Annotated in this window: 24 protein-coding genes and 2 pseudogenes; 11 read left to right on the plus strand and 15 right to left on the minus strand. The window is 74.3% G+C overall.

The features are described from left to right. Nucleotides 1-75: 75 nt before the first annotated feature. Nucleotides 76-1,650, plus strand: coding sequence for a PucR family transcriptional regulator (locus ACQP04_RS11900; protein WP_433507110.1), 1,575 nt, complete (start codon nucleotides 76-78; stop codon nucleotides 1,648-1,650). A 22-nt stretch (nucleotides 1,651-1,672) separates the two neighbouring features. Next, the gene (locus ACQP04_RS11905; protein WP_433507111.1) at nucleotides 1,673-2,347 is read left to right on the plus strand and encodes a TetR/AcrR family transcriptional regulator; all 675 of its coding nucleotides are present in this window, start codon (nucleotides 1,673-1,675) and stop codon (nucleotides 2,345-2,347) included. On the opposite strand, the gene ACQP04_RS11910 is transcribed toward ACQP04_RS11905, so the two are convergent. Further along, on the minus strand, nucleotides 2,314-3,111 hold the full coding sequence (locus ACQP04_RS11910; RefSeq protein WP_433507112.1) for an alpha/beta fold hydrolase: 798 nt from the start codon (nucleotides 3,109-3,111) through the stop codon (nucleotides 2,314-2,316). The genes ACQP04_RS11905 and ACQP04_RS11910 overlap by 34 nt on opposite strands. Before the next feature lie 26 nt (nucleotides 3,112-3,137). Next, complete coding sequence (locus ACQP04_RS11915) at nucleotides 3,138-4,157, minus strand: LLM class flavin-dependent oxidoreductase (RefSeq protein ID WP_433507113.1); 1,020 nt, start codon at nucleotides 4,155-4,157, stop codon at nucleotides 3,138-3,140. A 202-nt stretch (nucleotides 4,158-4,359) separates the two neighbouring features. On the opposite strand from ACQP04_RS11915, the gene ACQP04_RS11920 reads away from it, so the two are divergent. Beyond that, entirely contained in the window at nucleotides 4,360-5,139 is a 780-nt protein-coding gene (locus tag ACQP04_RS11920) for an SDR family NAD(P)-dependent oxidoreductase (protein ID WP_433507114.1), read from the plus strand. Between the two features lie 5 nt (nucleotides 5,140-5,144). Here ACQP04_RS11920 and ACQP04_RS11925 read toward each other — a convergent pair whose 3' ends face one another. From ACQP04_RS11925 to ACQP04_RS11950, 6 genes and pseudogenes are all read right to left on the minus strand, one after another. After that, nucleotides 5,145-5,579 (minus strand): helix-turn-helix transcriptional regulator, encoded by a 435-nt coding sequence (locus tag ACQP04_RS11925; RefSeq protein WP_433508348.1) that lies wholly within the window; start codon nucleotides 5,577-5,579, stop codon nucleotides 5,145-5,147. Between the two features lie 59 nt (nucleotides 5,580-5,638). Further along, complete coding sequence (locus ACQP04_RS11930) at nucleotides 5,639-6,064, minus strand: hypothetical protein (protein ID WP_433507115.1); 426 nt, start codon at nucleotides 6,062-6,064, stop codon at nucleotides 5,639-5,641. Nucleotides 6,065-6,200: 136 nt separating this feature from the next. Further along, a complete protein-coding gene (locus tag ACQP04_RS11935) occupies nucleotides 6,201-6,455 on the minus strand; it encodes a hypothetical protein (RefSeq protein ID WP_433507116.1) in 255 nt (84 codons plus the stop codon). Nucleotides 6,456-6,488: 33 nt separating this feature from the next. Continuing rightward, entirely contained in the window at nucleotides 6,489-7,748 is a 1,260-nt protein-coding gene (locus ACQP04_RS11940; protein ID WP_433507117.1) for an erythromycin esterase family protein, read from the minus strand. A 150-nt stretch (nucleotides 7,749-7,898) separates the two neighbouring features. After that, nucleotides 7,899-8,201 carry an HNH endonuclease signature motif containing protein gene (locus ACQP04_RS11945; RefSeq protein WP_433508349.1) on the minus strand — a complete coding sequence of 101 codons (303 nt, stop codon included), beginning with the start codon at nucleotides 8,199-8,201 and terminating at the stop codon, nucleotides 7,899-7,901. Further along, nucleotides 8,199-8,951 (minus strand): annotated as a pseudogene (locus ACQP04_RS11950) (DUF222 domain-containing protein); the annotation flags it as partial. The gene ACQP04_RS11945 and the pseudogene ACQP04_RS11950, both read right to left, overlap by 3 nt. Before the next feature lie 65 nt (nucleotides 8,952-9,016). Between ACQP04_RS11950 and ACQP04_RS11955 the strand changes: the two are divergent. After that, nucleotides 9,017-9,280 (plus strand): hypothetical protein, encoded by a 264-nt coding sequence (locus ACQP04_RS11955; RefSeq protein ID WP_433507118.1) that lies wholly within the window; start codon nucleotides 9,017-9,019, stop codon nucleotides 9,278-9,280. 58 nt (nucleotides 9,281-9,338) lie between these two features. Here the strand turns inward: ACQP04_RS11955 and ACQP04_RS11960 are convergent, their stop codons facing one another. Further along, entirely contained in the window at nucleotides 9,339-9,950 is a 612-nt protein-coding gene (locus ACQP04_RS11960; protein WP_433507119.1) for a TetR/AcrR family transcriptional regulator, read from the minus strand. On the opposite strand from ACQP04_RS11960, the pseudogene ACQP04_RS11965 reads away from it, so the two are divergent. Continuing rightward, nucleotides 9,916-10,698, plus strand: a pseudogene (locus ACQP04_RS11965) (glycosyltransferase); the annotation flags it as partial. The gene ACQP04_RS11960 and the pseudogene ACQP04_RS11965 overlap by 35 nt on opposite strands. Nucleotides 10,699-10,771: 73 nt before the next feature. Further along, nucleotides 10,772-12,727, plus strand: a complete 1,956-nt coding sequence (locus ACQP04_RS11970; RefSeq protein WP_433507120.1) for an amino acid transporter — start codon at nucleotides 10,772-10,774, stop codon at nucleotides 12,725-12,727. Between the two features lies 1 nt (nucleotide 12,728). Here the strand turns inward: ACQP04_RS11970 and ACQP04_RS11975 are convergent, their stop codons facing one another. From ACQP04_RS11975 to ACQP04_RS11990, 4 genes are all read right to left on the minus strand, one after another. Beyond that, nucleotides 12,729-13,352, minus strand: a complete 624-nt coding sequence (locus ACQP04_RS11975; protein ID WP_433507121.1) for a hypothetical protein — start codon at nucleotides 13,350-13,352, stop codon at nucleotides 12,729-12,731. A gap of 207 nt (nucleotides 13,353-13,559) precedes the next feature. Then, entirely contained in the window at nucleotides 13,560-14,333 is a 774-nt protein-coding gene (locus ACQP04_RS11980; protein WP_433507122.1) for an N-acyl homoserine lactonase family protein, read from the minus strand. Then, entirely contained in the window at nucleotides 14,330-15,676 is a 1,347-nt protein-coding gene (locus ACQP04_RS11985) for an MFS transporter (RefSeq protein WP_433507123.1), read from the minus strand. The genes ACQP04_RS11980 and ACQP04_RS11985 overlap by 4 nt, the downstream gene beginning before the upstream one ends. Nucleotides 15,677-15,825: 149 nt before the next feature. Continuing rightward, nucleotides 15,826-16,494: a TetR/AcrR family transcriptional regulator gene (locus tag ACQP04_RS11990; RefSeq protein ID WP_433507124.1), complete on the minus strand. Its 669-nt coding sequence runs from the start codon at nucleotides 16,492-16,494 to the stop codon at nucleotides 15,826-15,828. Nucleotides 16,495-16,653: 159 nt separating this feature from the next. Between ACQP04_RS11990 and ACQP04_RS11995 the strand changes: the two genes are divergently transcribed. From ACQP04_RS11995 to ACQP04_RS12015, 5 genes are all read left to right on the plus strand, one after another. Then, entirely contained in the window at nucleotides 16,654-17,553 is a 900-nt protein-coding gene (locus tag ACQP04_RS11995; protein ID WP_433507125.1) for a shikimate dehydrogenase, read from the plus strand. Next, a complete protein-coding gene (locus ACQP04_RS12000; RefSeq protein ID WP_433507126.1) occupies nucleotides 17,543-19,393 on the plus strand; it encodes a TIM barrel protein in 1,851 nt (616 codons plus the stop codon). The genes ACQP04_RS11995 and ACQP04_RS12000 overlap by 11 nt, the downstream gene beginning before the upstream one ends. A 24-nt stretch (nucleotides 19,394-19,417) precedes the next feature. Beyond that, a complete protein-coding gene (locus ACQP04_RS12005) occupies nucleotides 19,418-20,101 on the plus strand; it encodes a response regulator (RefSeq protein ID WP_433507127.1) in 684 nt (227 codons plus the stop codon). 42 nt (nucleotides 20,102-20,143) lie between these two features. Then, nucleotides 20,144-20,812, plus strand: coding sequence for a 2OG-Fe(II) oxygenase (locus ACQP04_RS12010; RefSeq protein WP_433507128.1), 669 nt, complete (start codon nucleotides 20,144-20,146; stop codon nucleotides 20,810-20,812). A gap of 77 nt (nucleotides 20,813-20,889) precedes the next feature. After that, complete coding sequence (locus tag ACQP04_RS12015) at nucleotides 20,890-21,771, plus strand: alpha/beta fold hydrolase (protein WP_433507129.1); 882 nt, start codon at nucleotides 20,890-20,892, stop codon at nucleotides 21,769-21,771. A 26-nt stretch (nucleotides 21,772-21,797) separates the two neighbouring features. On the opposite strand, the gene ACQP04_RS12020 is transcribed toward ACQP04_RS12015, so the two are convergent. Next, the gene (locus ACQP04_RS12020) at nucleotides 21,798-22,934 is read right to left on the minus strand and encodes a 3-isopropylmalate dehydrogenase (protein ID WP_433507130.1); all 1,137 of its coding nucleotides are present in this window, start codon (nucleotides 22,932-22,934) and stop codon (nucleotides 21,798-21,800) included. Next, the gene (locus ACQP04_RS12025) at nucleotides 22,931-25,111 is read right to left on the minus strand and encodes a hydantoinase B/oxoprolinase family protein (RefSeq protein ID WP_433507131.1); all 2,181 of its coding nucleotides are present in this window, start codon (nucleotides 25,109-25,111) and stop codon (nucleotides 22,931-22,933) included. The genes ACQP04_RS12020 and ACQP04_RS12025 overlap by 4 nt, the downstream gene beginning before the upstream one ends. Nucleotides 25,112-25,129: the final 18 nt, after the last annotated feature.

Consider the following 25,129-nt stretch of genomic DNA (forward strand, 5'->3'; position numbering starts at 1 on the left):
CTGCCGAACCAACGACGTCGAGGGGGAGCCATGGCGAGTCCTACAACGGTCCGCCCCGAGCCGCCGCAACAGGACGTGACCGCGGAGTTGACGCTGGTCGCGCGTGCGCTGCGCGCGGAGCTCGGTGCCGCACGCTGCGTGGTGTACGCCCGCCGCCCCGACGGCGGCCTCGCGCGGCTCGCCGCCGACGGGGACCCACGGGAGTGCGCGCACACCAGCGCCGCGGTGCCGCTGCTCGTCGAGGGCGAGGTCGCCGGGGTGCTCGAGGTCGAGCGCCCCGCCGTCGACGGCCGCCCGCCGGACGACACCGCCGCCGAGCGCGACGCCACCGCGGCGGCTCCGTACGCCGGCCTCGCCGAGACGATCCTCGGCCGGGAGCGGCAGGCGAACGTCGGGGCCCGGCAGCGCCGCGAACTCGCGGAGCTGGGCCGGACCCGGGAGCTGCAGCGGAGGCTGTCCGCCGCCGTGGCCAGCGGGACCGAGGGCGACGCGCTGGTCGCGCTCCTGGCGTCGATGCTCGGCACCGGCGTCGCGCTGCTCGACGCCGCGCTGCACCCCGTGACCTGGAGCGCCCCCGAGGGGCCGGCGGCGCTGCACGAGTCCTCGTTCCTGCCCGGCACCGCCCGGGTCCGCACGGCGCTCGCCGACCTCGGACCGGAACGCAGCACGGCGGTGCTGCCACCCGATCCCGACGCCGGTCTGATGCGCCGCCACCTCGTCGCCGCCCTGGTCGGCGAGGGGGAGGTGTCCGGCTACCTCGACGTCGTCGAGACGGGGCGGCGGCTCGGCCCGGCCGACGCGGCGGTCGCCGAGTACGCCGCGGCCGTGCTGGCCCTGCAGTCGCTGTCGGAGACCCGGCGCGCGCAGGCGGTCGTGCAGGCCCGCGACGACGTCCTCGGCGAGCTGCTGCGCGGCTCCCGCACCCCGGACGACCTGCGGCGGATGGCCGCACACGTCGGCCTCGAGGTGGAGCGGCCGCACCTGCTCGTCCGGCTCCCGGTGGCCGACGGGCGCAGCTCCCGGGACGGCCGGGCCCCCGCCTCCGCGGTGGTGGCGGACGCCCTCGGAGTGCCGGTGCTCGCGATCGCCGAGCCCGACGCCGTCGTCCTGCTCGCCGGGCTGCCCGCCGGCAGCGCGCCGGAGGCCCGGGTGAAGGCGCAGCTGGGCGCGGTGCTCGACCGGCTCGGGCCGCTGACCGGCTGCCGCCGGGCCGTCGTCTCGGCGGTCTGCCGGCGGGTCGAGGACTACCCGGCCGCGCATGCCGAGTGCCGGGACGCCGAGGCGATCGTCGCCGGGTTCGGCGGCCGGCCCGGGGTGCTCGACGCCGCGGACTTCCGCACGTTGCGGCTGGTGGTCAACGGCGAGCGCACCTCGGTGGCCGTGCGGTTCGCCGAGACGCTGCTCGGCCCGCTGCGCCGTAACGACGCGGAGACCGGCGGCGATCTGACCGACACGCTCCGGCACTACCTCGCCTGCGGCGCGCAGGTGCGCGCCACGGCGAAGGTGCTGGGCGTGCACGAGAACACCATCCGCTACCGCCTGGGCCGCATCGAGCACGTCGGCGGCCTCGACCTGCGGCGGTTCGACGCCCTGCTGGCGGCCCAGCTCGCCCTGCAGATCGACGACCTGGCGCGGGGCGGCAGCGCCTGAACCGGCACGAGGGAGATCCACGGTGACCCAGGCGACACGGGCGACGCCCGCCCGGGCGACGCGGGCACAGGCGAGCCGGCCTCGCAACGCCGCGCGGCGCGCCGAGCTGGTGGCGGTGGCGAGCCGGCTGTTCCGCGAGCGCGGCTACCACGGCGTGGGGATGCGGGCGATCGCCGAGGCGGCCGACATCCAGGCCGCCTCGCTCTACCACCACTTCGCCAGCAAGGAGGAGCTGCTCCTCGAGTCGATCTACGTGGTCGACCGCGACCTCGTGGTGGACCAGCTGCCGATCCTCGAGGGCGAGGGGACGTACCGGGAGCGGCTCGAGCGGCTGGTCCGCGGGCACGTGGGGCACATCGGCGCCAACCGGGACGCGTGGTGGGTGGCGGGGCGCGAGCTGCGCGCGCTGTCGCCGGGGAAGCTCGACGAGGTGCAGGTCTACCGGCGCCGCTACCAGCACGCCCTGGGCGACTTCCTGACCGCGGGGACGGCGGCGGGGGAGTTCGCCTGCGAGGACCCGCGGCTGTCCGCGCTCGCCGTGCTGGACATGATCAACGGGCCGAACGAGTGGTGGGAACCGGGCGGCCGGCTCGCCATCGACGAGCTGGCCGCCCGGTATGCCGCGCTGGCGCTGCGGCTGGTGGGCGGGGACGCCCCGCCCCGTCAGGCCAGGAAGCGCAGGAGCTCGGTCCGGTAGGTCTCCGGGTCCTCGAGGAACGGGGCGTGGCCGACGCCCGCGAACTCGACGAGCCGGCCGTCGCGGCAGAGCTCGACGCCCGCCTTCGCCCCGGCGAAGGACACGAAGGCGTCCTCCGTGCCGTGCAGGGACAGCACCGGCACGGACAGCCCGGCGAGCAGCTCGCGCTGGTCCACGTCGATCAGGCTGCGGATGGTGTCCGCGGCCCGGGCGCCCGTCCTCATGAACTGCAGCCAGATGGACTGCATGAGGTCGTCGGAGAGCGGCTTGGCGGCCACCGCCGAGGTGATCCCGCGGAAGGTCGCCGCCCGGTCCGCGGCCAGCCCGGCGAGCACCGCCTCGGTGTCCGCGGGGGCGCCACCGTGCGGCCAGCCGTCCGTCGCGGTGTACCGCGGGCTCGCCCCGCCGGTGAGGACCACGCCGGAGATCTCGTCGCCCAGCTCCGCCGCCGCGGCGACCACGACAGCCCCGCCCAGCGACCAGCCGTTGAGCACCGGGCGGTCGAGGCCCAGGTGCCGGACCAGGGCGACGACGTCGGAGGCGATCGCGTCGACCGAGACGTCGTCGAAGTCCTTGTCCGAGCGCCCGCACGCGCGGTGCTCGATCAGCGCGACCTCGTGCCCCGCGCCCAGCAGTGCGGTGAGCGTGGTGTCCCAGCACTCGCTCGTCGCGCCCCAGCCGTGCACCAGCACGACCGGGCGCCCGCCGGAGCCGCGGTGGTGCTCGTAGTAGACCTGCTTGCCGTCGCGCTCCAGGTACGCCATGTCGTCTCCTTCTCGGGGATCGGGGGTCAGGCGGCGAGCCGCTCGCGGACCTGCGGCATCACCTTCGTGGCCAGGTACTCGATGCGCTCCGAGCCGCTGTCGACGGGCTCGCCGGGCAGCTGCGCCCAGAAGTGCACGTCGCGGATCTGCGGGCGCCCGCGCAGCAGCGCGGTCAGCTCGGTCACGGCCGTGTCGGCGTCCCACAGGAGGTAGGCGCCGGCGTCGATGATCTGCTGCGGGTCGGTGAAGCGCGGGGTCGCGTCCGGCGGGCCGAAGGCGCCCCAGGCGATGTACTCGTTGAGCTGGTAGAGGGCGTGCTCGCCGATCCGGGCCCAGGTCCGCTCCGGGTCCTCGGCGATGACGGCCCACTGGCCGGCGTAGATCCGGGCGTCCTCGACCGGCCTGCCGAGCGCGGCGACGGCGTCGAGGTAGGCCTGCTGGTGGGCGTTCTGGGTGGAGAGGAAGCCGTCGGCGATGCGCGCGGCCCGGGCGATCGCGGGCTCGGCCATCGCGCCGACCAGCAGCTGCGGCGTCGTCTCCGGCCGCGGGGTCACGGCCAGCCCCTCGGGCAGCGAGTACCGCTTGCCGGCGAAGCCGCTCGCGTCGCCGGCCCAGGCGCGCCGGATGATCTCGACGCCCTCCTCCAGCAGGCTCGGCCGGTTCCGCACGGTCTGCCCGAACGCCGCGAACTCGCGCTCCCAGTAGCCCTGCCCGACGCCGAGGTCGAACCGACCGCCGGTGAGCAGCGAGAGCGTGGCGGCGTCCTCGGCCAGCCGCACGGGATTGTGCAGCGGCGAGACGATCAGGTTCGTGCCGATCCGCAGGTTCGCGGTGCGCTCGCCGATCGCCGACGCCAGCACGAAGGGCGAGGGGCTGTAGCCGTCCTCGCAGAAGTGGTGCTCGGTCAGCCAGACCGAGCCCAGACCCTTCTGCTCCGCCCAGGCGATCTGCTCCAGGACCTCGCGGTAGAACGCGCCGAACGGCCGCTCCGGGTCCGGGTTGCGGAAGTCGTACCAGAGTCCGAACACCGGTCCCGTGCCGTCCACCTGTGGCCCCTCTCGTCGGTTGCCGGGGAGGGTCCCGAGGCGGGGCGGGGGTGTCATCCCCCTCGTGCGCGCGGCGTTGTCGACGTCCCCAACCGGGCCGCGACGGTCCTGTGGACTCTCCCAACACCTCGGCGACGCCGCCCTGTCGGCCGTGCGCGGCGGTTCCTACCGTCGGCCGGGCCGTCGTCGAGAGGAGCACGTCGTGTCCGATCTCCCCCCGCTTCAGGAGGCCACGCTGCGCGACAAGGTCGCCGTGGTCACCGGCGCCGCGCAGGGCATCGGCCGCGCCACCGCGCTGCGGCTGGCCGCCGAGGGCGCCCTGGTGACGTGCGCGGACATCAAGGACACCGCCGAGACCGTCGCGCTCGCGGAGAAGGAGGGCGGGCAGGCCGTCGGCGTGCAGCTCGACGTCCGGGTCGCCGCCGACTGGGAGGCCGGGATCGCCGGGGTGCTCGAGCGGCACGGCCGGGTCGACCTGCTGGCCAACATCGCCGGCATCGTGAACATGCAGAGCGAGGACACCGTCGTCGGGCTGACCGAGGAGGCCTGGGACAACGTCCTCGCGACCGACCTCAAGGGCGTCTGGCTCGGGATGCGGGCGGTGATCCCGGCGATGATCGAGGCCGGCGGCGGGCGGATCGTGAACATCAGCTCGCTCGCCGCGCTGCGCGGCCTGCCGAACCTCGCCTCGTACTCGGCGGCGAAGGGCGGCGTGATCGGGCTGACCCAGCAGGCCGCCTTCGAGTACGGCCCGCGGAACATCCTGGTCAACGCCATCGCGCCCGGCACGATCGACACCCCGATCCTCGGCGACATCACACCGGAGATGAAGGCGGCCAACGCCCGCGCCCACATCATCGACCGGCTCGGCCTGCCCGAGGAGATCGCCTCGATGGTGGCGTACCTGTTCCGAGAGGGCCGGTTCGTGACCGGGCAGGTCTACCCGGTCGACGGCGGGTGGTCGGCCAAGGGCAACTACTGAGCCGACTACCGGCGCGTGCGGTCGTCCGGGCCGAGCAAGTCGCGGGCGGCCGCCTCCCGCCGGGTGGAGACGCCCAGCTTCTCCAGCACCGCGGCCACGTGGTGGTCGACCGTGCGCACCGACAGCACGAGCGCGGCGGCGATCTCCGCGGTCGTGCGGCCGCGCGCGACCAGCCGGAGGATCTCGACCTGCCGGTCCGTCAGGCCCGCGGGGTTGTCGCGGGTGGCGGGCAGCGGGCCGCGCGGGATCCGGGTGATACCGAGGTCCCGCAGCCGCCGCCGGACGAGCAGGGCCGCGGGTTCCGCGCCCAGCCCGCCGAGCAGCTGCAGGGCCTGCAGCGTCGGCTCGGGCCGGCCGGACTCCGCGAGCTCGAGCGCCCGCTCGTAGGGGTCGCCCAGGCGCTCCCAGGCGGCGGCCGCGGCCCGCCAGTCGCCGCGCAGCCCGGCCGCGTACTCCTCGGGGCAGCCGGGGAAGGGCTCGGGGTAGGGGACCGACGGTCCTACTGGACGGAGAACTCGCCGCTCGGGTCGACGGGCGGCTCCTCGGTGGCGGTCGGCGCCGGCTCGTCGGTCGGCGCGGCCGGCGGGTTCAGCACGCTCAGGATCGGCCCCAGCACCTCCGGCGCCCCGGTCGGCGCGGGCAGCGGGGAGCGCGGGATGCCGCCCGGGCCGAGCGGGCCGTCATGGGCGGGGCCGCGGGCGCCGTCGCAGCAGTTGTCGTGCTTCTTGTGCTTCTTGTGGTGGCCGTCGTGATCGCCCTTGTGGTGATCGCCGTCGTGCCCGTCCTTGTCGGCCTTCTCGCTGTGGCCGCCCTTCTCCGCGTGGCCGTCGTAGCCCCCGTCGCCGGCGAACGCCAGGCCCGGCGTGATCACCGCGAGGGGCAGGACAGCCGCACCGACCAGCGCGGCGCGAGTCGTCGTGCGCATGAAGAGCTCCTCTTCGTCCGTCCGGGGACCTCGTCGTCCCGCCTCCTCGTGCGGCGGCGGTGCCGGCGAGCGTCATCGGGTCCAACGGCCGCCGGTCGGGACGGGCGCGGGGCTCCACACGAAGGAGTGAGCGCGTTCACCAGCCGCGGCGTGGGTCCCCCGCCGACGCACGTACGTGTGCTGACCGCCGCCGCACGCACGCGATCACCAGCCCCAGCGCGACGAGCCCGGGCCCGCAGTGCACGGCCAGCACCCCGGCCAGGCTCGGCCCGCCCCAGTCGTCGCGGTAGCTCGCCGGGTCGCCCAGGTCGATCACGAACGGCTCCGCCACCGCGCGGCCGACGAGGTACAGCCCCAGGATCACCGCTGCCACGAGCAGCACACGCCTCATGCCGCGGACGCTAGGCGCGGGGCCGGGCCCCGATCACTGCAGCACACCCCCGGGTTCGGGGTGGGGTGGGCTCGTGCGGGGCGCGACGGTGTGGAGGAACAGCACGTCGTCGACCTCGTCGAGGAGGGTGTGGTCGGCCGGGATGTAGGCCGGGTTCGTGCTGCTCCGGGTCGTGGCCGCCCGGCGGAGCGCCTGGGCCGGCAGGAGGTGGTTCCCGGGCGGCAGCGCGCCGTGGAGGGCGCCTTCGACGGTGTCCGGCGGCGGCGCGGGGATGTCGTGGTGAGCGGCCTCGCCGAGGACGCACGCGATGACGCGGTAGCCGTCGCCGAAACGGTCGGCGAGGTGCGCGCCGGCGGGCTGCCAGCGGAGCGTCATCGGGCCGAGCGCCAACCCGGTGGTGCCGGTGCGCAGGTGCTGGTTGTGGGCGAACACGAGGGCGGGGCCGTGGTCCGCGATCACCTCGAGGTTGTCCGCCATCGCCGTGTCGCGGAGGGTGGCGAGGCGGTCCCACCGGTGCCCGGTGTCCTGCGCCATGACCTGGTGGTAGGCGAGCAGGTCCGCGGCGGTGCGCCCGGCGAGGAGGGCGTCCTCCAGGTCGACCGGGTCGATGACGGGCCGCAGGTGCGGGATCTCGCCGGCGAGGGTGCGGCGCAGGTCGTCGGTGATCGCGCGCAGGTCGCGGACCCGGGGCTCGCCGCCGACCGAGCAGGCAGGGTCCATCGCCGCGGCCGGGTCCTCCCACGGCTCGTCGGCGCCGAGCAGCCGGTCGAGTGTGTCCCAGGGAGGAAGGTCGGCGTCGTGGCCGAGGTGGGTGTGCAGGAACCCGTGCAGCACGGTGAGCGCGGGGCGCGGACTGGGCGCCGCCATCATCTCGACGGCCGCGTCGAAGCCTGCGAACCGGAGGCGCCGCGCGTCGGTGCGGTACCGGTTCCGTTCGCGCATCCAGCGGATCAGCGCGCGGTTGGCGGGGGAGGCGCCGAAGCCGTGGGTGAAGCCGGCGGTCATGACCTCGTCCTCGGGACCGTCGCCGCCAGCGACGTACCCGTCGACGACACAGCCGTGCCAGGCGCTGGACTCCAGGGCGATCGTGGTGAAGCCTGCCCGCTCGACAAGTGCGGCGAAGACGGCGTTCCGAAGGAGGCCGAACTCCTCCTCGCCGTGCATCGGCTCCCCGAACCCGAGCATCCGTGGTGGGTGCGGCAGGCCGGCGATGCGGGTGGCGATCCGTGCGGCGAGCGCCTCGTGGTCGTCGGCGTCGGCGCTGATCAGGGGAGTGGGGATGCCGCTGGTCATGCGGTGTCCTTCCGGAGCGAGGCGGGGCGCGTGACCAGTTCGACCGTAGCTGTGAAGTATCGGGTTGAAGCTTGGGAAGCAGGACTGCAGGAAGGAGCCCGAGCACCCTCCACCGCACGGTGAGTCCTGCCGTGCGCGCGAGCCGGAGGGCTACGCGAATTCAGCGATGCGCCGTGCTTCATGGGCAGGGGTGGCGTCCCACGACCGTGGTCGACTGCGGGGTCTTTGCTCCGGGTCGATCCACGCTGGCGGGATGAATTCGGGGATGCCGTCGCGCAGGCGGACCACCCAGTCCGTGGAGTGGATCTGGCGGTGGTGGGCCTTGCACAGCATGAGCAGGTTGCCCAGGGCGGTGGGGCCGCCGTGTTCCCAGGGGAGCAGGTGGTGGATTTCGCACCAGGAGGGTGGGCGGTCGCAGCCGGGATGGGCGCAGCCGCCGTCGCGGGCGGTCACCGCCCGGCGCAGCCCGTCGGGGATCGAGCGGGTGAGCCGGCCGACGTCGAGGGGCTGCCCGGCGCCGTCGAGCACCATCGGTACCACCCCGCAGTCGCAGGCCAGCTGGCGCAGTGCGGTCGGCGAGAGTTGCCCGGCGAACTCCAACATCGCCGCGCGGGCCCGGTTTTCCAGGTCCTCGAGCCGGATCTGCACGGTCAGGGTCGGGCGGCGGCCGCCGACCGCGGGCAGCTCGCCGTGCTCGAGCACCCACCCGCACACCTCGGCCAAGGCTTCGGCCTGGCGTTCGGCGGCGGTGCGCCCGTCGTCGGCGGTGAGCGGGGCGGCCTTGGCGTCCAGCACCGTGGCGATCGCCTCGAACAGCGCCGCGTCGTCGTAGCGCCCGACCAGCCGCCCACCGGGTTTGCTGGCGAACCGGGTCAGCCGCAGCTCGTTGATTTGCGGCGGCGGGCCGTCGTCGGGTTCGGGGCCGTCCTCGTCGAGCGCGTCGAGCAGCGCGGTGCCCCACTGCTGCAGCTCCCGCGGGGTGTAGGTGGCGGCGGCCTCGGCCAGCTGGGTCTCCGCGCCGGCCCAGAGCTCCGGGGACAACCGGCCCGCCGCCGGGGAGGCCAACAGCCGGGCGATCACCGCGACCTGGGCCAGCGAGGTGTCCCCGGCGGCGAACACGTCGGCCGTGGCCGGCAACCGTGCCGGCAGCGCCGCGCCGTCGAGCCCGACCCGCGGGCAGACCGCCTCGGCCACCGCGACCCGCTGCGCGGCCCCCCGCGGTCGAGCCGCAACAGATCCTGCAGCGCCCGGGCCGGGGAGGCGTAACCGTGCTCAGCAAAGGTGCCTTGCCGGTCCAGATCGGCCACCGCCTGCACCCCGAGCTGATCGAGTCGCCGGGCCACCGTCTCGCGTACCCGCAGCGTCTCCACGAGCTCGGCGGCGGTCGCGCCCTGCCCGGCGGCGGCCGCGAGCGCGTCGACGGCCTCGTCGAGCAAGCGCCACGCGTCGGCCACCGGGCTGGGGAGCATGATCCGATCCTACTCGAACACTTGTTCGAACACAAGGTAAAGTCCGCAGCTCGAGCGCCTTGAAGACCGGTGCTGCGCCGACGCCGGGGATTCGCACAGCAACTCCTGTGCTCCACGGCCGTCAGTGCAGTCGTGGCACTGTGCCTCTGCGGGTCGGAGGCGACGACCTGACCCGACCGCACTCTCCTGCGCGGAGCACGGCATCGACAAGTCCGCGCATGGCGACGGTGGCCGCTTGCCGGTCCAGTCCGCTGTGGCGGCGCAGCACGACCCAGGTGTAGAGGTCGGTGACCGCAGCCAGCTGTGCGCCGACGAGCTCGGTCTCCTCCCTCTTCGCCAGCTGGGACGCGAAGACCCGGGCGACCCAGTCGCGGTGGTACCGCCGCCCGTTCTCCGCGACCTCGGCCATCGCGGCACTGCGGCGTTCCTGCGCGAGCACGTTCAGTACGTCGGCGCCCCACCGCTCGTAGCACTCGGCGAGGTGCTCGACTGCCGTGCCGACGTCGCCGGTCGGCGTCGCGTCACGGGCCGAGCGGATCTGCTCGGACCGCCAGCGGGCCAGGGCTGCGTACAGCTCGTCCTTGGAACCGAACCGCCGGATCACGGTCTGCACCGTGACCCCTGCGCGGGCGGCGACGACCTGCAGCGACACCTGGTCGTAGAGGTCCTCGCCGAAAGCGGCGAACGCGGCGTCGAGGATGCGGCGGCCCGTCTCCTCGGCCGCACTGTTCACGCCTCCTCCGGCAACCGGCAGCCTCCGTCCGCTGGTGCCGCTCGCCCGGGCGCTCCACGAGGCGGGGCACGAGGTCGCCCTCTGCTCGTCCGCCTCGTTCCGGCCGGACGTCGAGGCCTACGGCCTTCGGCACCTCGCCGCCGGCCTCGACTGGCACTGCTCCGATGCGCGCTACGTCGAAATCCTGCCCGGCACCACGCTGTACGTCCGGCACCGCGATGTGGTCGGCGCGGCGGCTCCGCTGCCCGGCTGGGCCGTCGACACCTGCGGGCGCCCGCTCGTCCTCGTCAGCCTCGGTACGGTCTTCCACCGGACGCCCGGCACCTACGAGGCGATCGTCGAGGCGCTGGCCGAGGAGCCGGTCGTCGCCGGCGTCGCGCTCGGGACCGACCAGGACGCGGCACGGCTCCGTCCGCTGCCGCCGCACGTCCACGTCGAACCCGTCCTGCCGCTCACCCGCCTGCTGGACCGCTGCGCGCTGCTGGTCACCCACGGCGGCTTCAACAGCGTGAAGGAGGCGATGAGTCGGGGCGTGCCGATGGTGATCATACCGATCGCCTCCGACCAGCACCTCAGTGCGGAGCGGTGTGCGGCGCTCGGGGTCGCGGAGAGCATCGCGCCGGACCAGCGCCACGCCGACCGTGTCGGGAAGGCGGTGCGGGCTGTCCTGGGAGATCCCGCCTACCCGCGTGCCGCGCGGCGGCTGGCCGCCGAGATGGCCGCGCCGCCACCACTGGAAGAGGCGGTCCGGCGCCTCGAGACGAACCGGACGAAACACCGAGCACCTGGCCCGGGCGTGCGATCAGGGGGATGCTGCCGCCGTGGGCGTGATCGAGAGCGGCAGGCACCGGGTCGGGGGCTGGCTGCTGCAGGGCGAGGGCCGGCGCTCGCGGCAGGGCCCGCACACCCACCCGCCCGAGCCGGAGAAGCGGCACCCGTGGTGGCGGGTCATGTGTCTCACCGGCGTCGACTACTTCAGCACCCTGGGCTACCAGCCGGGCATCGCCGCGCTGGCGGCCGGCGTGCTGAGCCCGCTCGCGACCGTCGTCCTGGTGCTGGTCACGCTGCTCGGCGCCCTGCCCGTCTACCGTCGTGTGGCGCGCGAGAGCCCCCGCGGCGAGGGCTCGATCGCCATGCTCGAGCGGTTGCTGCCCTTCTGGCGCGGCAAGGTGTTCGTGCTGGTCCTGCTCGGGTTCGCCGCCACGGACTTCCTCATCACGATGACGCTGTCGGCCGCCGACGCCACCGCGCACGTCGTCGAGAACCCGCTTGTTCCGCAGTTGTTCGACGGCCACAACGTCGGGATCACGCTGTTCCTGCTCGCCCTGCTGGGGGCGGTCTTCCTGGCCGGGTTCGGCGAGGCGATCCGGATCGCCGTCGTGCTCGTGGCGGTCTACCTGGGCCTCAACGCCGTGGTGATCGTCGACGGGCTGCGGCGCATCGCGACCGAGCCGAACGTCGTCGCCGACTGGACGCGGCTGCTGGAGGTGCAGTACCCGAACCCGTTCCTGGCCGTCGCGGTGGCGCTGGTCGTGTTCCCGAAGCTCGCGCTGGGCCTGTCCGGCTTCGAGACCGGCGTCTCGGTGATGCCGCTGATCAAGGGCGGGCCGGACGACACCGAGCAGCGCCCGGCCGGCCGGATCGCCGGGGCGCGCAAGCTGCTGACGACCGCCGCGCTGATCATGAGCACGTTCCTGGTGACGTCGAGCGTGGTCGTGACGCTGCTCGTCCCCGCCCCCGAGCTCGCGCCCGGCGGCCCCGCGAACGGCCGCGCCCTGGCCTATCTCGCGCACGAGTACCTCGGCCCCGCGTTCGGCACGGTGTACGACCTGTCGACGATCGTGATCCTCTGGTTCGCCGGCGCCTCGGCGATGGCCGGCCTGCTGAACCTCGTGCCGCGCTACCTGCCGCGCTACGGCATGGCGCCGCACTGGGCGCGGGCGGTGCGGCCGCTCGTGCTCGTGGTCACCGCGATCGCGTTCCTGGTCACCGTGCTGTTCGACGCGGACGTCGACGCCCAGGGCGGCGCGTACGCCACCGGCGTCCTGGTCCTCATGACCTCGGCAGCGATCGCGGTGACGCTCTCGGCGCGGCGCAAGAGCAGCCGGACGATCTTCGCCGGCTTCGCGGTGGTGTCGCTGGTCTTCGTCTACACGACCGTGCTGAACATCGCCGAGCGGCCGGAGGGCGTGAAGATCGCGGCCTGCTTCATCGTCGGGATCCTCGTGGTCTCGTTCGCCTCGCGGGTGGTCCGCGCCTTCGAGCTGCGGGTGACCGACGTGGAGATCGACGACGCCGCCCGCGGCTTCCTCGACTCGTGCGCCCCGGGCCCGGTCCGGCTCGTCGCGCACGAACCGCGGCCGGGGGAGGCCTCCAGCCCCGCCCGCGACGAGGAGTACCGGGAGAAGCTCGCCGAGGAGCGCGAGGACCACAACATCCCGGATCCCGACAAGGTACTGCTCGTCGAGGTCCGGATCACCGACCCGTCCGAGTTCGAGACGTCGCTCAGCGTCGTCGGCGAGCAGCGGGGGCCGTACCGCGTCCTGTGCACCGAGGCCCCCTCCGCACCGAACGCGATCGCGGCCCTCCTCATGACCATCCGCGACCTCACCGGGAAGCCGCCGCACGTCTACTTCGACTGGACCGAGGGCAACCCCGTCCTGCACCTGCTCCGCTACCTGTTCACCGGCGAGGGCGAGGTGGCCCCGGTGACCCGTGAGATCCTCCGCGAGGCCGAGCCCGACCTGCGCCGTCGGCCTGCGGTGCACGTGGGGTAGGTCAGCCCCGGGCTGCGTGCGCGTACTGAACCGGGTAGGGCGCCCCGGCGCCGAGCTCGAGCGCGGCCCGGAGCGACCAGGTGGGCTCGCGGAGGGCAGCGCGGGCGAGGAGCACCACGTCCGCGGACTCCTCGTCGAGGGCGGTCCGTGCCCGGGCGGGGTCGGTGATCAGGCCGACGGCGCCGGTCGGGATGCCGGCCTTGGCGCGGACGTTCCGGGCGAAGGGGACCTGGTAGCCCGGGCCGACGGGGATGTCCTGACGGGCGTCGAGGCCACCTGAGCTGACGTCGACGAGGTCCACGCCGCGCCCGGTCAGCCGCGCGGAGAGCTCGACGGTCTCCTCGGCCGTCCAGCCGCCGTCGACCCAGTCGGTCGCGGAGAGCCGCACGAGCAGGCCCTTCCGGTCCGGCAGCGCGGCGCGGACGGCGTCGACCACTTCGAGGACGATCCGGATGCGGTTCTCGAAGGAGCCGCCGTAGGAGTCCGTGCGCAGGTTGGCTCGCGGCGAGAGGAACTGGTGGAGCAGAGAGCCGTGCGCGGCGTGCACCTCGACGACGTCGAAGCCGACGGCGCCAGCGCGGTCCAGCCGCCGTCCTCGGTGCCGATGGTGCCCCCGCCCCGCCATGGCGCCGCGGTCGAGCCCTTGCGGCCCGCGTGCGCGAGCTGGGGGGCGGGCACGGCGCCCTTCCGGCGTGACCGCCGCGGCCTCGGACTGTGGTCGGACGCTCGGGTCGAGCGGCGGCCGGCGCGGCGGCCGGTGCGGCCGCCACAGCCGCACAACTCCCCGGCGGGGCGGACATGATCCCGAGTGCGAGGGCACCACACGGGCGGCTCAGGCCACCCGGACCGCCGACACGCCCGTGACCTGTGGGAACCGCGCGAAGACCGCGGGATCGTGCCCGGGGACCACCAGGTCGGGGGAGTCGGCGAGCTCCCGTGCGCGGTCGAAGCCCGCGTACATCGCGGGCGTCGAGTGCAGGATCGGGAAGAGCCGGTCCTGCTCGAGGTTCTCGTAGAAGTGGGCGGCGTCGGAGGCGAGCACCACCCAACCCCGCTCGGTCCGGACCCGGGTGAGCTGCATCCCGGCGGTGTGCCCGCCCACGAGGTGGACCGACAGCCCGGGCGCGAGCTCGCGGTCGCCCTCGACCATGTCGAGGCGGTCGGGGGTGCCGAGGACCTCGCGGAGGTCGTCGTCGGACACGAGCCAGCGCTCGCGCGCGATGCGCTTCGCGACCGGTCCGGTCCAGTAGTCGGCCTCGGCGCGCTGCACCACCCGCCGCGCGCGGGGGAACCGCGCGACCGTGCCGGTGTGGTCGTAGTGCAGGTGCGAGAGCACGACCAGGTCGACGTCCGCGGGGTCGGCCCCGAGGGCGGCGACGGCGTCGGCGGGGGAGCAGTGGAACTCCAGCCCCTCGAGCGGGATCCCGCGGTCCGGGTCGAGCCCGGCGTCGACGACGACGGCCCGCAGCGGCGAGACGGCCAGCCAGACGTAGTAGGCGGTCGGGTGCGGCTCGTCCCAGCGCTCGTCGTAGCCGAGGAAGTGCTGGCCGCGCCGCCCGGCACGCGAGGCGTACCGGACGGCGAAGACCTGGAACTCCTCGGTCACGGGGCCACCGGTGCGGTGGCCTGCTGGTCGGTGCGGGCCGGCCGCTCGCCGAGCCGCTCGGTCGGTGTGCGGTAGTAGTCCCGGCCGGTGGCGACGGCGATGACGTTGAGCACGCAGACGGCCGCGACGAACCAGGCCACCGGGAGCCAGTCCGCGCCCCCGGGGCCGGCCAGCCCGGCGGCGATCGACGGCGCGAAGCCGGCGACGGCGAAGCCGATCTGGGTGCCGATCGCCATGCCGGACAGGCGGACGCGGGCCGGGAACATCTCGCCGTAGAAGGCGGGCCAGACCCCACCCGTGGCGCTGTGCACGATGCCGAACATCAGGATGCCGACGAGGAAGATCAGCACGTAGTTGCCGATCGAGATGGAGCCGAGGTAGGCGAACATCAGCACACCGCAGCCGAGCGAGCCGCCGATGAAGACCGGCTTGCGCCCGACCCGGTCGGCCAGCCGGCCGAACAGCGGCAGCGCGACGAGCGCGGCGACGTTGGCCAGCACCCCGACCCAGAGCATGGCGGAGCGGGAGAGGCCCTCGACGTTGACCGCGAAGGACAGGGCGTAGACGGTGAAGATCGTGCTGACGGTGGCGATGGTCGACGCGACGACCACCCGCAGCACCGAGGCCCAGTGGTCCCGGAAGAGCACCGCCAGCGGCGCCTTCGCCACCTCGTGCCGGTCGCGCTCCTGCTCGAAGACGGGCGTCTCCTCGAGCGTGCGGCGGATCAGCAGGCCGACGACCACGACGATCGCGCTGAGCCAGAACGGCACCCGCCAGCCCCAGGTCAGCAGGGACTCCTCGGGCAGCACCGCGATCGGCAGGAAGATCGCGGTGGCCAGGATCTGGCCGAACTGCGTGCCGCTGAGCGTGTAGCTGGTGTAGTAGGCGCGGCGGTTCGCCGGCGCGTGCTCGAGGCTCATGGAGTTCGCCCCGGCCTGCTCGCCGCCGGCCGACAGGCCCTGCAGCAGCCGGAGCGAGACGAGCAGGATCGGCGCCGCGACGCCGATCGAGCCGTAGGAGGGCAGGCAACCGACGAGGAACGTGGCCGCGCCCATCAGCAGCACGGTGAAGACGAGCACGCGCTTGCGGCCGAACTTGTCGCCGATGTGGCCCAGCACGAACGCACCGACGGGGCGCGCGACGTAGCCGACACCGAACGTCGCCAGCGCCAGCAGCGTGCCCGTGGCCGGGCTCTGCGCCGGGAAGAAGATCTTGTTGAACACCAGCGCCGCGGCGGTGCCGTAGATGAAGAAGTCGTAGTACTCGAGCGCGCTGCCGATCCAGGCGGCGAGCGCCGCCTTGCGCGGCTGGGCCGCCGGGGCGGCGGGGGTCGGTGAGGACACGTGGGCTCCCTGGAGTGATGCTCCGATGCACGACACAGCGGGACCGGGTCGGAACGGCTTATGTACCGCCTGGTTACGTACCGGATAGTGAGTTAGCTCCGGGACGCTGTCAACCCCTGGCCGGCGATTCCCGGCGCCGGCAGGGGTCGTCAGGCTCTGCCGACGTGCGCGGTGAGGTACTCCAGGACCAGGTCGCCGAGCATGCGCCGGTAGTGGTCGCGCCGCCCGGGATCCAGCAGGTCGCGGTCGAAGATGGCCTGGAACGTGTGCCGGTTCGCGGTGCGGAAGATGCAGAACGAGCTGATCACCATGTGCACGTCGAGCGCGTCGACGTCCTCGCGGAACAGGCCGGCCCGGCGGCCGCGCTCCAGGATCCGGCCGAGCACGTCGACCGCGGGGGCGGCGAGCCCGGGCAGGATCGGCGAGGTCCGGAGGTGCTCGGCGTGGTGGATGTTCTCGATGCTGACCAGGCGGATGAAGGCGGGGTGCGACTCGTGGTGGTCGAACGTGAGCTCGGCGAGGGCGCGCATGGCCCGCGCGGGGTCGAGGTGGTCGACGTCGAGCTGCTGCTCCAGGGCGCGGATGCCCTGGTAGGCGCGCTCCAGGACGGCCACGTAGAGGCCCTCCTTGCTGCCGAAGTAGTAGTAGATCATCCGCTTGGTCGTGCGGGTGCGGGCCGCGATCTCGTCGACCCGGGCGCCCGCGTAGCCGCGGTCGGCGAACTCCGCGGTGGCGATGTCGAGGATCTCGGCGCGGGTGCGTTCGGCGTCGCGCTGGCGCTCCGGCGCACCGATCGGGCCGGTCGGCTGGGCGCTCACGGGGACGTCCCGACCGCTCGGCTCACGCGTCGGCTCACGTGGGGGGTCACAGGGCGGCTCACGGGGCCGACGATATCCGGCTCACGCTTCCCTTCCGTCCTCCGAGCGGGTACAAGTAACTAACCGGTACATTCATCGACGGCGAGGGAGCCCGTGAGCATGTCCCAGGACCGCCTCCTGACCGGCCTGATCGGGGCCGGCATCGGCCCGTCCCTCTCGCCGGCGCTGCACGAGCGCGAGGCCCGCGAGCTCGGCCTGGACTGCACCTACACGCGGTTCGATCTCGACGAGCTGGACCTTCCCGCGGAGGCCGTCGGCGACCTGCTGGCCCGGGCACGGGCCGAGGGCCGGGCGGGGGTGAACGTCACCCACCCCTGCAAGCAGCTCGTGATCCCGCACCTCGACGGCCTCTCGCCCGACGCGGCCGCGATCGGCGCCGTCAACACGGTCGTGTTCGACGGGGACCGGGCCGTCGGGCACAACACCGACTGGTCCGGGTTCCGCGACGGCCTCGTCGCCGGCCTGCCCGGCGTGCCGCTCGACCGGGTCGTGCTGCTGGGGGCGGGAGGGGCCGGCGCGGCCGCGGCGCACGCGCTGCTGAGCCTCGGCGTCGGGTCGCTCGCCGTGCTCGACGTCGACGCCGCCCGCGCCGCCCGCCTCGCCGACGCCCTCGGCGCGCGGTTCGGCACCGGGCGCGCCCGCGGCGGGGCCGTCGCCGAGCTCGGGCACCGGCTGGCCGCGGCCGACGGCCTGGTGCACGCGACCCCCGTCGGGATGGCCGAGCACCCCGGCCTCCCGCTGCCGCCGGCGATGCTGCGCCCGGAGCTCTGGGTCGCCGAGATCGTCTACCGGCCGTTGGAGACCCCGTTGCTGCGGGCCGCGCGGGCGCGTGGCTGCCGCACCCTCGACGGCGGGCCGATGGCCGTGCACCAGGCCGCGGAGGCGTTGCGGCTGTTCAGCGGCCGCGAGCCGGACCCGGCCCGGATGCTGCGCCATCTCGCCGAGCTGGTCGGCGTGGAGGCGGCGGGGGCCGAGGGGGGTGCCGGTCGTGTCGCGTGAGCCCCGGACCGCCATCGCCACCGTGTGCCTGTCCGGCGCGCTGGAGGACAAGCTCCCCGCCGCGGCGACCGCCGGGTTCGACGGCGTGGAGATCTTCGAGCCCGATCTCGTCGCCTCGCCGATGCCGCCCGGCGAGGTGCGGCTGCGCTGCGCCGACCTCGGCCTGTCGATCGACCTCTACCAGCCCTTCCGGGACCTGGACTCGACCGATCCGGAGCGGTTCGCCGCGAACCTGCGGCGCGCGGAGCACAAGTTCGGCGTGATGGAGGCGCTCGGCACCGACACGGTGCTCGTCTGCTCCTCGGTCGCGCCCGACGCCGTCGCCGACGTCGACCTCCTCGCCCAGCAGCTCCACGCGCTGGCCGAGCGCGCCGCCGCCCGCGGGCTGCGGATCGCGTACGAGGCGCTGGCCTGGGGCCGGCACGTGAACACCTACGACCGCTCGTGGGAGGCAGTGCGCCGGGCGGACCACCCCGCGCTCGGCCTGTGCCTGGACAGCTTCCACATCCTGTCCCGCGGGTCGGACCCCGCCGCGATCGCCGACATCCCCGGCGACAAGCTGTTCTTCCTCCAGCTCGCCGACGCCCCGCACCTGTCGATGGACGTGTTGCAGTGGAGCCGCCACCACCGGCTCTTCCCCGGTCAGGGTGCGTTCGACCTGCCCGGCTTCCTCGCCCCGGTGCTCGCCGCGGGCTACACCGGCCCGCTGTCGCTCGAGGTGTTCAACGACGTCTTCCGGCAGGCCGACCCGGCCCGCGCGGCGGTCGACGCCCACCGGTCCCTGCTGGCGCTCGCCGAGGCCACGGCCGCGCGGGGCGAGGGTGCCGATCCCGTCGCGGAAGCGGCCCCCGAGCTGCACGGGCACGCCTTCGTCGAGCTCTCGGCGGACGAGTCGCTGGCCCCGGTCCTGGCCGCCCTCGGCTTCGCCCGCACCGGTCTGCACCGCACCAAGCCCGTGGAGCGCTGGGAGCAGGGCGGGGCCCGGATCCTCGTGAACCGCTCCGGCGGCCCGGTCGCGGTCGCCGCGCTGGCCGTCGAGTCGGCCGATCCCCGCGCGGCGGCGCGGAGGGCGACCCGGCTGAGCGCGCCCGTCCTGCCCCGGGAGCGCGGGCCGGCCGAGGCCGACCTCGCCGCCGTGACCGCGCCCGACGGCACGGCGCTCTTCTTCTGCCGCACCGGCGCCCGGGCCGTCGAGGGGGCGGACTGGACCGGCGACTTCGTGCCCACCGGCGAGACGGCTGCGGACGACGGGGCGGGGATCGGGGTGACCGGGATCGACCACGTCGGCCTGGCCCAGCCCTTCGACCACTTCGACGAGGCCACGCTGTTCTACCGCACGGTGCTGGGCCTGGAACCGGACGCGACCGGTGAGTTCGCCGCGCCGTTCGGCCTGGTCCGCAGCCGCGCCGTCGTCGACGCGCAGCGGCGGGTCCGGCTCGCGCTCACCGTGTCGCTGCTGCGGCGGGGCGAGTGGGCGCCGGGGGTCTCCGAGCCGCAGTACGTCGCCCTGGCCGTCGACGACGTCCTCGCCGCCGCCCGCGCCGCCCGCGCGGCCGGGGCGCCGCTGCTGGCGATCCCGGACAACTACTACGCCGACCTCGACGCGCGGCTCGCCCTGTCGAAGGACCGGCTGGCCGCCTACCGCGACCTCGGGGTGCTGCACGAGGAGACCGCCGGGGGCGCGTACCTGCAGGTCTGCACCGAGGTGCTGGGCGGGCGGGTGTTCCTCGCGCTGGTCCAGCGCGTCGGCGACCACGACGGCTACGGCTGGACCGACGCGCCGGTCCGGATGGCCGCGCACCGCCGCCGGCGGCTCGCCCGGGAGCGCGTGCGCGCCTGAGCGCGGCTGTGAGTCAATGGGGGCGTGCAGACCCGGGTCCTCGTCGTCGACGACGACAAGGCCATCGCCCGGGCCCTGCGGATCAACCTGACCGCGCAGGGCTACCACGTGACCCTCGCCGGCGACGGGGCCACGGCGCTGCGGGCGGCCGCGGACCGGCACCCCGACGTCGTCGTCCTCGATCTGGGCCTGCCCGACCTCGACGGCGCGGACGTCATCGCCGGCATCCGCGGCTGGAGCCCGGTCCCGATCATCGTGCTGTCCGCGCGGACCGACTCCGGGGAGAAGGTGGCCGCGCTCGACGCGGGCGCGGACGACTACGTCACCAAACCCTTCGGCATGGACGAGCTGCTGGCCCGGCTGCGCGCGGCCGTCCGGCGGGCGGGGGCGGCGGCGCCGACCGGCGAGCCCGTGCTGCGGCTGGGCGAGCTGACCGTGGACCTGCAGGCCAAGCGGGTCCACCGGGGCGACGCGGAGGTGCACCTGACCCCGACCGAGTGGGGGATCCTCGAGATGCTGGCCGGGCACCGCGGCAAGCTCGTCGGGCAGCGGGAGCTGCTGCGGCAGGTGTGGGGGCCGCACTACGAGGAACGCACCAACTACCTGCGGGTGTACCTGGCGCAGCTGCGGCGCAAGCTCGAGCCCGATCCCGCACACCCGCGGTACCTCATCACCGAGGCGGGGATGGGCTACCGGCTCGACGTCTGATTCCCGCCGGAACTCCGGCGTCGCCGCTGGTGGGGTGGAGGCATGGATCTCGCGGAGGAGCTCGACGGCACCGGTGTCGCGCACGTCCCGGGCGTGCTGTCCCCGGAGGAGTGCGCCGGGGTGGCGGCCCTGTTCGACGACGACGCACGTTTCCGGAGCACCGTCGTCATGGCCCGGCACGCGTTCGGCGAGGGGACCTACCGCTACTTCGCCGACCCGCTCCCGGACGTGGTGCAGCGGCTGCGCGAGGAGTTGTACCCGCCGCTGGCGGAGATCGCGAATCGGTGGGCGGAGCGGCTCGGCGAGCGCACCTTCCCGCCGACCCTCGCCGGGCTGCGGGCGGAGTGCGCGGAGCGCGGCCAGCGCCGGCCCACCCCGCTGCTGCTGCGGTACGGGCCGGGCGGGCACAACCGGCTGCACCAGGACGTCTACGGCGACCTGACCTTCCCGCTGCAGCTCCTGGTGATGCTCAGCCGGCCGGACGCCGACTTCACCGGCGGCGAGAGCGTGTTCGTCGAGCAGGTGCCGCGGCAGCAGTCGCGGCCGATCGTCGTGCGGCCCGGGCAGGGCGACGCCGTGGTGTTCCCGGTGCACCACCGGCCCGTCCGGGGTTCGCGCGGGGACCACCGCCGGCTGCTGCGGCACGGGGTCGCGGCGGTGCACACGGGGGAGCGGTTCGTGCTGGGAATCATCTTCCACGACGCGCCCTAGTGCAGCTCGGGAGTGACGACGGTCGTCACGCCGCGCAGGACCGGCCCGGGGCGGCGCTGCGTGCGACGATCCCGTCCGTGGACCCGACCGCGACCGAGGACGCCCCCCGCTGGTTCCGGACCGCACTGGCCGAGCCGCCGGTGCACCGCGACACCGAGGTGGAGGGCGCGCGCGTGCACTACCGCGCCTGGGGCGAGGAGGGCCGGCCCGGGCTGGTCCTCGTGCACGGCGGCGCCGCGCACTCCGGCTGGTGGGACCACGTGGCGCCGTTCTTCTCGGCCGGTGCCCGGGTGGTCGCGCTCGACCTGACCGGGCACGGTGACAGCGACCACCGCGGCGCATACGACCTGGACGTGTGGGCGCGCGAGGTCATGGCGGTGGTGGACGCGGGCGGCATCGCCGGGCCGCCGACCGTGATCGGGCACAGCATGGGCGGGTGGGTGACCGCGACCGTCGGCGCGCGGTTCGGCGCCGAGGTCGACGGCATCGTGATCATCGACTCGCCGCTCAACGAGCAGCCTCCCGAGGAGGAGCGGCTGCGGCGCAAGACCCGCACCGCGAAGGTCTACGACGACCGCGAGACGATCCTCGGCCGGTTCACCACCATGCCGGCGCAGGAGGTCCTGCTGCCGTACGTGCGCCGGCACATCGCCGAGGAGTCGGTGAAGGCCGTCGACGGCGGCTGGAGCTGGAAGTTCGACCCGAGCCTGTTCGCCGAGCGCGTGCTGCTGCGGGACCTGCTGCCGGAGCTGAAGTGCCGCGCCGGCTTCCTGCGCTCGGAGTTCGGGCTGGTCCCGGACACGATGGCCGGCGAGATCGACGCCCTGCTCGGCCACCGCGTCCCGATCGTCGACCTCCCCGCCACGGGCCACCACCCCATGCTCGACCAGCCGCTGGTGCTGGTCACCGCCCTCCGCGCCCTCCTCCGGCAGTGGGCGGTGGACTCGCTCCCCGACTGAGGTCGGATCTCTGCACGGCTCGCGGATCAGCCGGCGCCCGCCCGCGGTGGGGCGAGGGTCGCGAGGGCGCTCATCAGGGAGGTGGCGGGGTCGCCGACCGGGTCGGCCGAGCCGATCTGCTCGACGATCCGGGTTCCGATCTCGGCGGTGCTCGCGCCCATGGCCGGGCCCGCGAGGGCGGGCAACGCCGCGAGGACCGCGGCCGTCGCACCCTCCACTGCCAGGGCCGCTTCCCGTTCGCCCAGCGCCGCGAGGCACAGGGCGGCCGAGAGGGCGGCCGCGGCGGGGTTGGCGAGGCCCTTGCCCGCGATGTCCGGGGCCGACCCGTGGACCGGCTCGAACATGCTCGGCGCGGTGCCGAGCGGGTTGTGGTTCGCGCTGGCCGCGAGGCCCAGCCCGCCCTGCACCGTGGCGCCGAGGTCGCTGATGATGTCGCCGAACAGGTTGTCGGTGACCACCACGTCGAACCGGCCGGGGTCCAGCGGCAGGTGCTGGCACATCGCGTCGACGTGCACGTAGTCCCGCTCGACGTCCGGGAAGTCCTCGCCCACCTCAGCCACGACCTCCTCCCACAGCCGACCGGCATGGGTGAGGATGTTCGTCTTGTGGCACAGCGTGAACCGCTTCCGGCGGGCGCGCGCCAGCCGGAACCCGAACTCCACGATCTCGCGGGTCGCGGGCACGGTGGACACCGAGTGCTGCAGCGCCACCGCCTCCGCGGTGCCGGCGTGGACGGTCTCGCCGCCGCCCGTGTAGAGCCCCTCGGTGTTCTCCCGCAGGATCACCAGGTCGCAGTTCTCCGGCGTCACGCCCCGCACCGGGGACAGCACGCCGGGGTAGAGCCGCACCGGGCGCACGTTCACGCTCTGCCGCAACGCGATCCGCAGCGCGACGATGAGCCCGCGCTCCAGCACGCCCGGCGGCACCCGCGGGTCGCCGACGGCGCCGAGCAGGATCGCGTCGTGCCGGCGCAGCGCCTCGCGGGTCTTGCCGGGCAGCACGATCCCGGTGCGGAGGTAGGGCTCGGCGCCCAGGTCGTAGTCCGTGGTCGAGGCGGTGAAGCCGAACCGGGCGGCCGCCGCGCGGACGCAGTCCACCGCGACGGCCGTGACGTCCGGCCCGATCCCGTCCCCGCCGATGACGGCCAGGTCGTAGCTGCTCACGCACGACCCCCGGCCAGCGCGAAGTCGCGCCAGTCCTTGCCGCCCACCGGCTCCGTGTCCACCCACAACGCCGTGACGCACTCCGGGCAGACGTAGGCGACGGTCGCCAGGTCGGCGTGCACGTCCACCCGCGACCCGAGGTCCTCCGGTCCGAGGACGACGCGTCCGGCGATCGACTCCCATCCGTCGCCGAGGGGCCCGAGGACCGTGTCGCAGTGCCGGCACGCCGCGTGCCGCGTCCCCGCGTCGTCGGCGAAGGTGACCAGCGAGGCGCCCCAGATCCCTCGTGAGTGACGATCACCGCTGTAGCGACCGTCGGCACTCACAGGGGCGACCATCCGCGCCCGCCGAGCATCCCGGATCGACGCACGCAGGGAGTCCGTCCCGGACGCGTCCACCTCGCCGGCGGACGAGAGCGCCACGCCGTACAGACGCGCCGCGGCATCGAGCGACACCGCCCCCGCCGACACGTCCGCGGCGACGAGCCCCGGATCGCGAAGCAGGGGATCCCCGTACCCGCCGCCGTTCTGCACGGTGCACTCGAAGACGTCCCCGTGCGCGATCCGCGCGGCGGGGGAGACGCCCGGCAGCACCTGGTGCTCGCCCGCCAGCTCGGTCAGGGCGCCCACCGGACGCCCGGAACCGAGGTGGTCCAGCACGCCGGAGCCGGTGACCCGCTCGAACCGCGCGCACGAGCCCGGCAGCCCGCCGAACAGCCCGGTCCGGTTCGGCACCGCGACGCCGTGCGTGCCCAGCACGCCCGTCACCTCGGTGGTGTCGATGGGCGTCAGCGCGAACTGGATTCCGTTGCCGCCGCGGAAGGTGCCGGCGCCTCCGGAGTCCGCGACCTGGCGCCGCCACAGGTAGAGCAGCGGGTGCCGCATCTCCTGCTGCTCGACGTCCGTGGCCCCCCCCGCGAGGATCACCATCGCGCCGCCCGCGTCGACCCCGTCCCGGAACGAGAACGCCGGCCCGCCCCACAGCAGCGAATCCATGTACATCGACGCAAAGGGCTCGCCGTGCTGGTCGATCCCGCCGAACTGGTTGAGCTGCCACGACCCGTCCGACGGACCGAAGGCGTGGTTCTCGTACTTCTCGCTGAACGACAGCATCTTCGCGATCGCGCCGCCCGCCGAGCAGGTGGCCGTCCAGTTCGCGCCCGCCGCGCCGCCGGACACCGGCATCGGCTCGACGGCGGTGACACACAGCCCGTCCGGCGCCACGACCTCGACCGGCCGCATCAGCCCGTGGTTCCACGCGATGTCGGACCCGAAGGTGCACAACATGAGCGTGGCGACGGCGCCGAGCAGGCCGCCGCGCGTCGTCATGCCGTAGGCGGGGGACTGGGGGCTGGAGTCGGAGAAGTCGAAGACGATCCGGTCGTCCGTCTTCGTCATCCGGCAGGGGACCTGCAGCAGCTCGATGTCCCCGTCGGCGGACCCGGCGGGACGGTCGAGGTAGGACGTGTGCTCGTAGACCCCGTCCGGCAGCTCGCGCAGCATCGCCCGCAGCTCGGCCTCGGAGTTGTCCAGCGTGCGCTCCATCGTGGCCTTGACCTGTGCGGCGCCGTAGCGGTCGCACAGCTCGTGGAAGCGCTGCTCGGCCACCCGCAGGCCCGCGAGGAAGGCGCGGAAGTCGTTGGCGACCGTGTCGTGCATGCGGGAGTTGAGGACGATCGTGTCCCACAGCTCCTGGTTGAGCACGTCCCGGCGCACGATCCGGCCCGGCGGGATCCGGATGCCCTCCTGGAACACGTCCGTCGCCGTGGTGCACCAGCTGCCCGGGTCCATGCCGCCCAGGTCCACCTGGTGCGCCATGCAGCCCAGCCACGCCACGATCTCGCCGTCACGGAAGACCGGCTTGCAGAACTGGACGTCGTTCTGGTGCATGGCCGCGAGGTACGGGTCGTTGATGATGAAGACGTCGCCGGGCTCGATGTCGTCGTAGCGGTCGAGGAAGACCTCGATCGCCATGGCGCCCGTGTAGATGGGCGTGAGCAGGTACGTCCCGATGATCGCCATCTCGCCGGCGGCGGTGTAGATGCCGAAGTTGTAGTCCGTGGCGTGCACGACCGGCGAGCCGGAGACGTGCTCGACCGTCGTGGCGCCCTCGGAGTTGATGGACCAGAGCTTGTGCCGGATGACCTCGTAGGTGACCGGGTCGACCGCGGTAGTCATGTCTGTTCTCCCTCAGCG

Origin of the sequence: Pseudonocardia halophobica, assembly GCF_050948485.1 — a bacterium.
GTDB classification, from domain to species: domain Bacteria; phylum Actinomycetota; class Actinomycetes; order Mycobacteriales; family Pseudonocardiaceae; genus Pseudonocardia; species Pseudonocardia halophobica.

Excerpts from the sequence above, each read along its gene's own strand:
- ACQP04_RS11940 (WP_433507117.1), bottom strand. The coding sequence starts at position 7,748 with ATGACCAGCGGCATCCCCACTCCCCTGATCAGCGCCGACGCCGACGAC.
- ACQP04_RS12010 (WP_433507128.1), top strand. The coding sequence starts at position 20,144 with ATGGATCTCGCGGAGGAGCTCGACGGCACCGGTGTCGCGCACGTCCCG.
- ACQP04_RS11995 (WP_433507125.1), top strand. The coding sequence starts at position 16,654 with ATGTCCCAGGACCGCCTCCTGACCGGCCTGATCGGGGCCGGCATCGGC.
- ACQP04_RS11910 (WP_433507112.1), bottom strand. The coding sequence starts at position 3,111 with ATGGCGTACCTGGAGCGCGACGGCAAGCAGGTCTACTACGAGCACCAC.
- ACQP04_RS12025 (WP_433507131.1), bottom strand. The coding sequence starts at position 25,111 with ATGACTACCGCGGTCGACCCGGTCACCTACGAGGTCATCCGGCACAAG.
- ACQP04_RS11975 (WP_433507121.1), bottom strand. The coding sequence starts at position 13,352 with ATGGCGGGGCGGGGGCACCATCGGCACCGAGGACGGCGGCTGGACCGC.
- ACQP04_RS11935 (WP_433507116.1), bottom strand. The coding sequence starts at position 6,455 with ATGAGGCGTGTGCTGCTCGTGGCAGCGGTGATCCTGGGGCTGTACCTC.
- ACQP04_RS11930 (WP_433507115.1), bottom strand. The coding sequence starts at position 6,064 with ATGCGCACGACGACTCGCGCCGCGCTGGTCGGTGCGGCTGTCCTGCCC.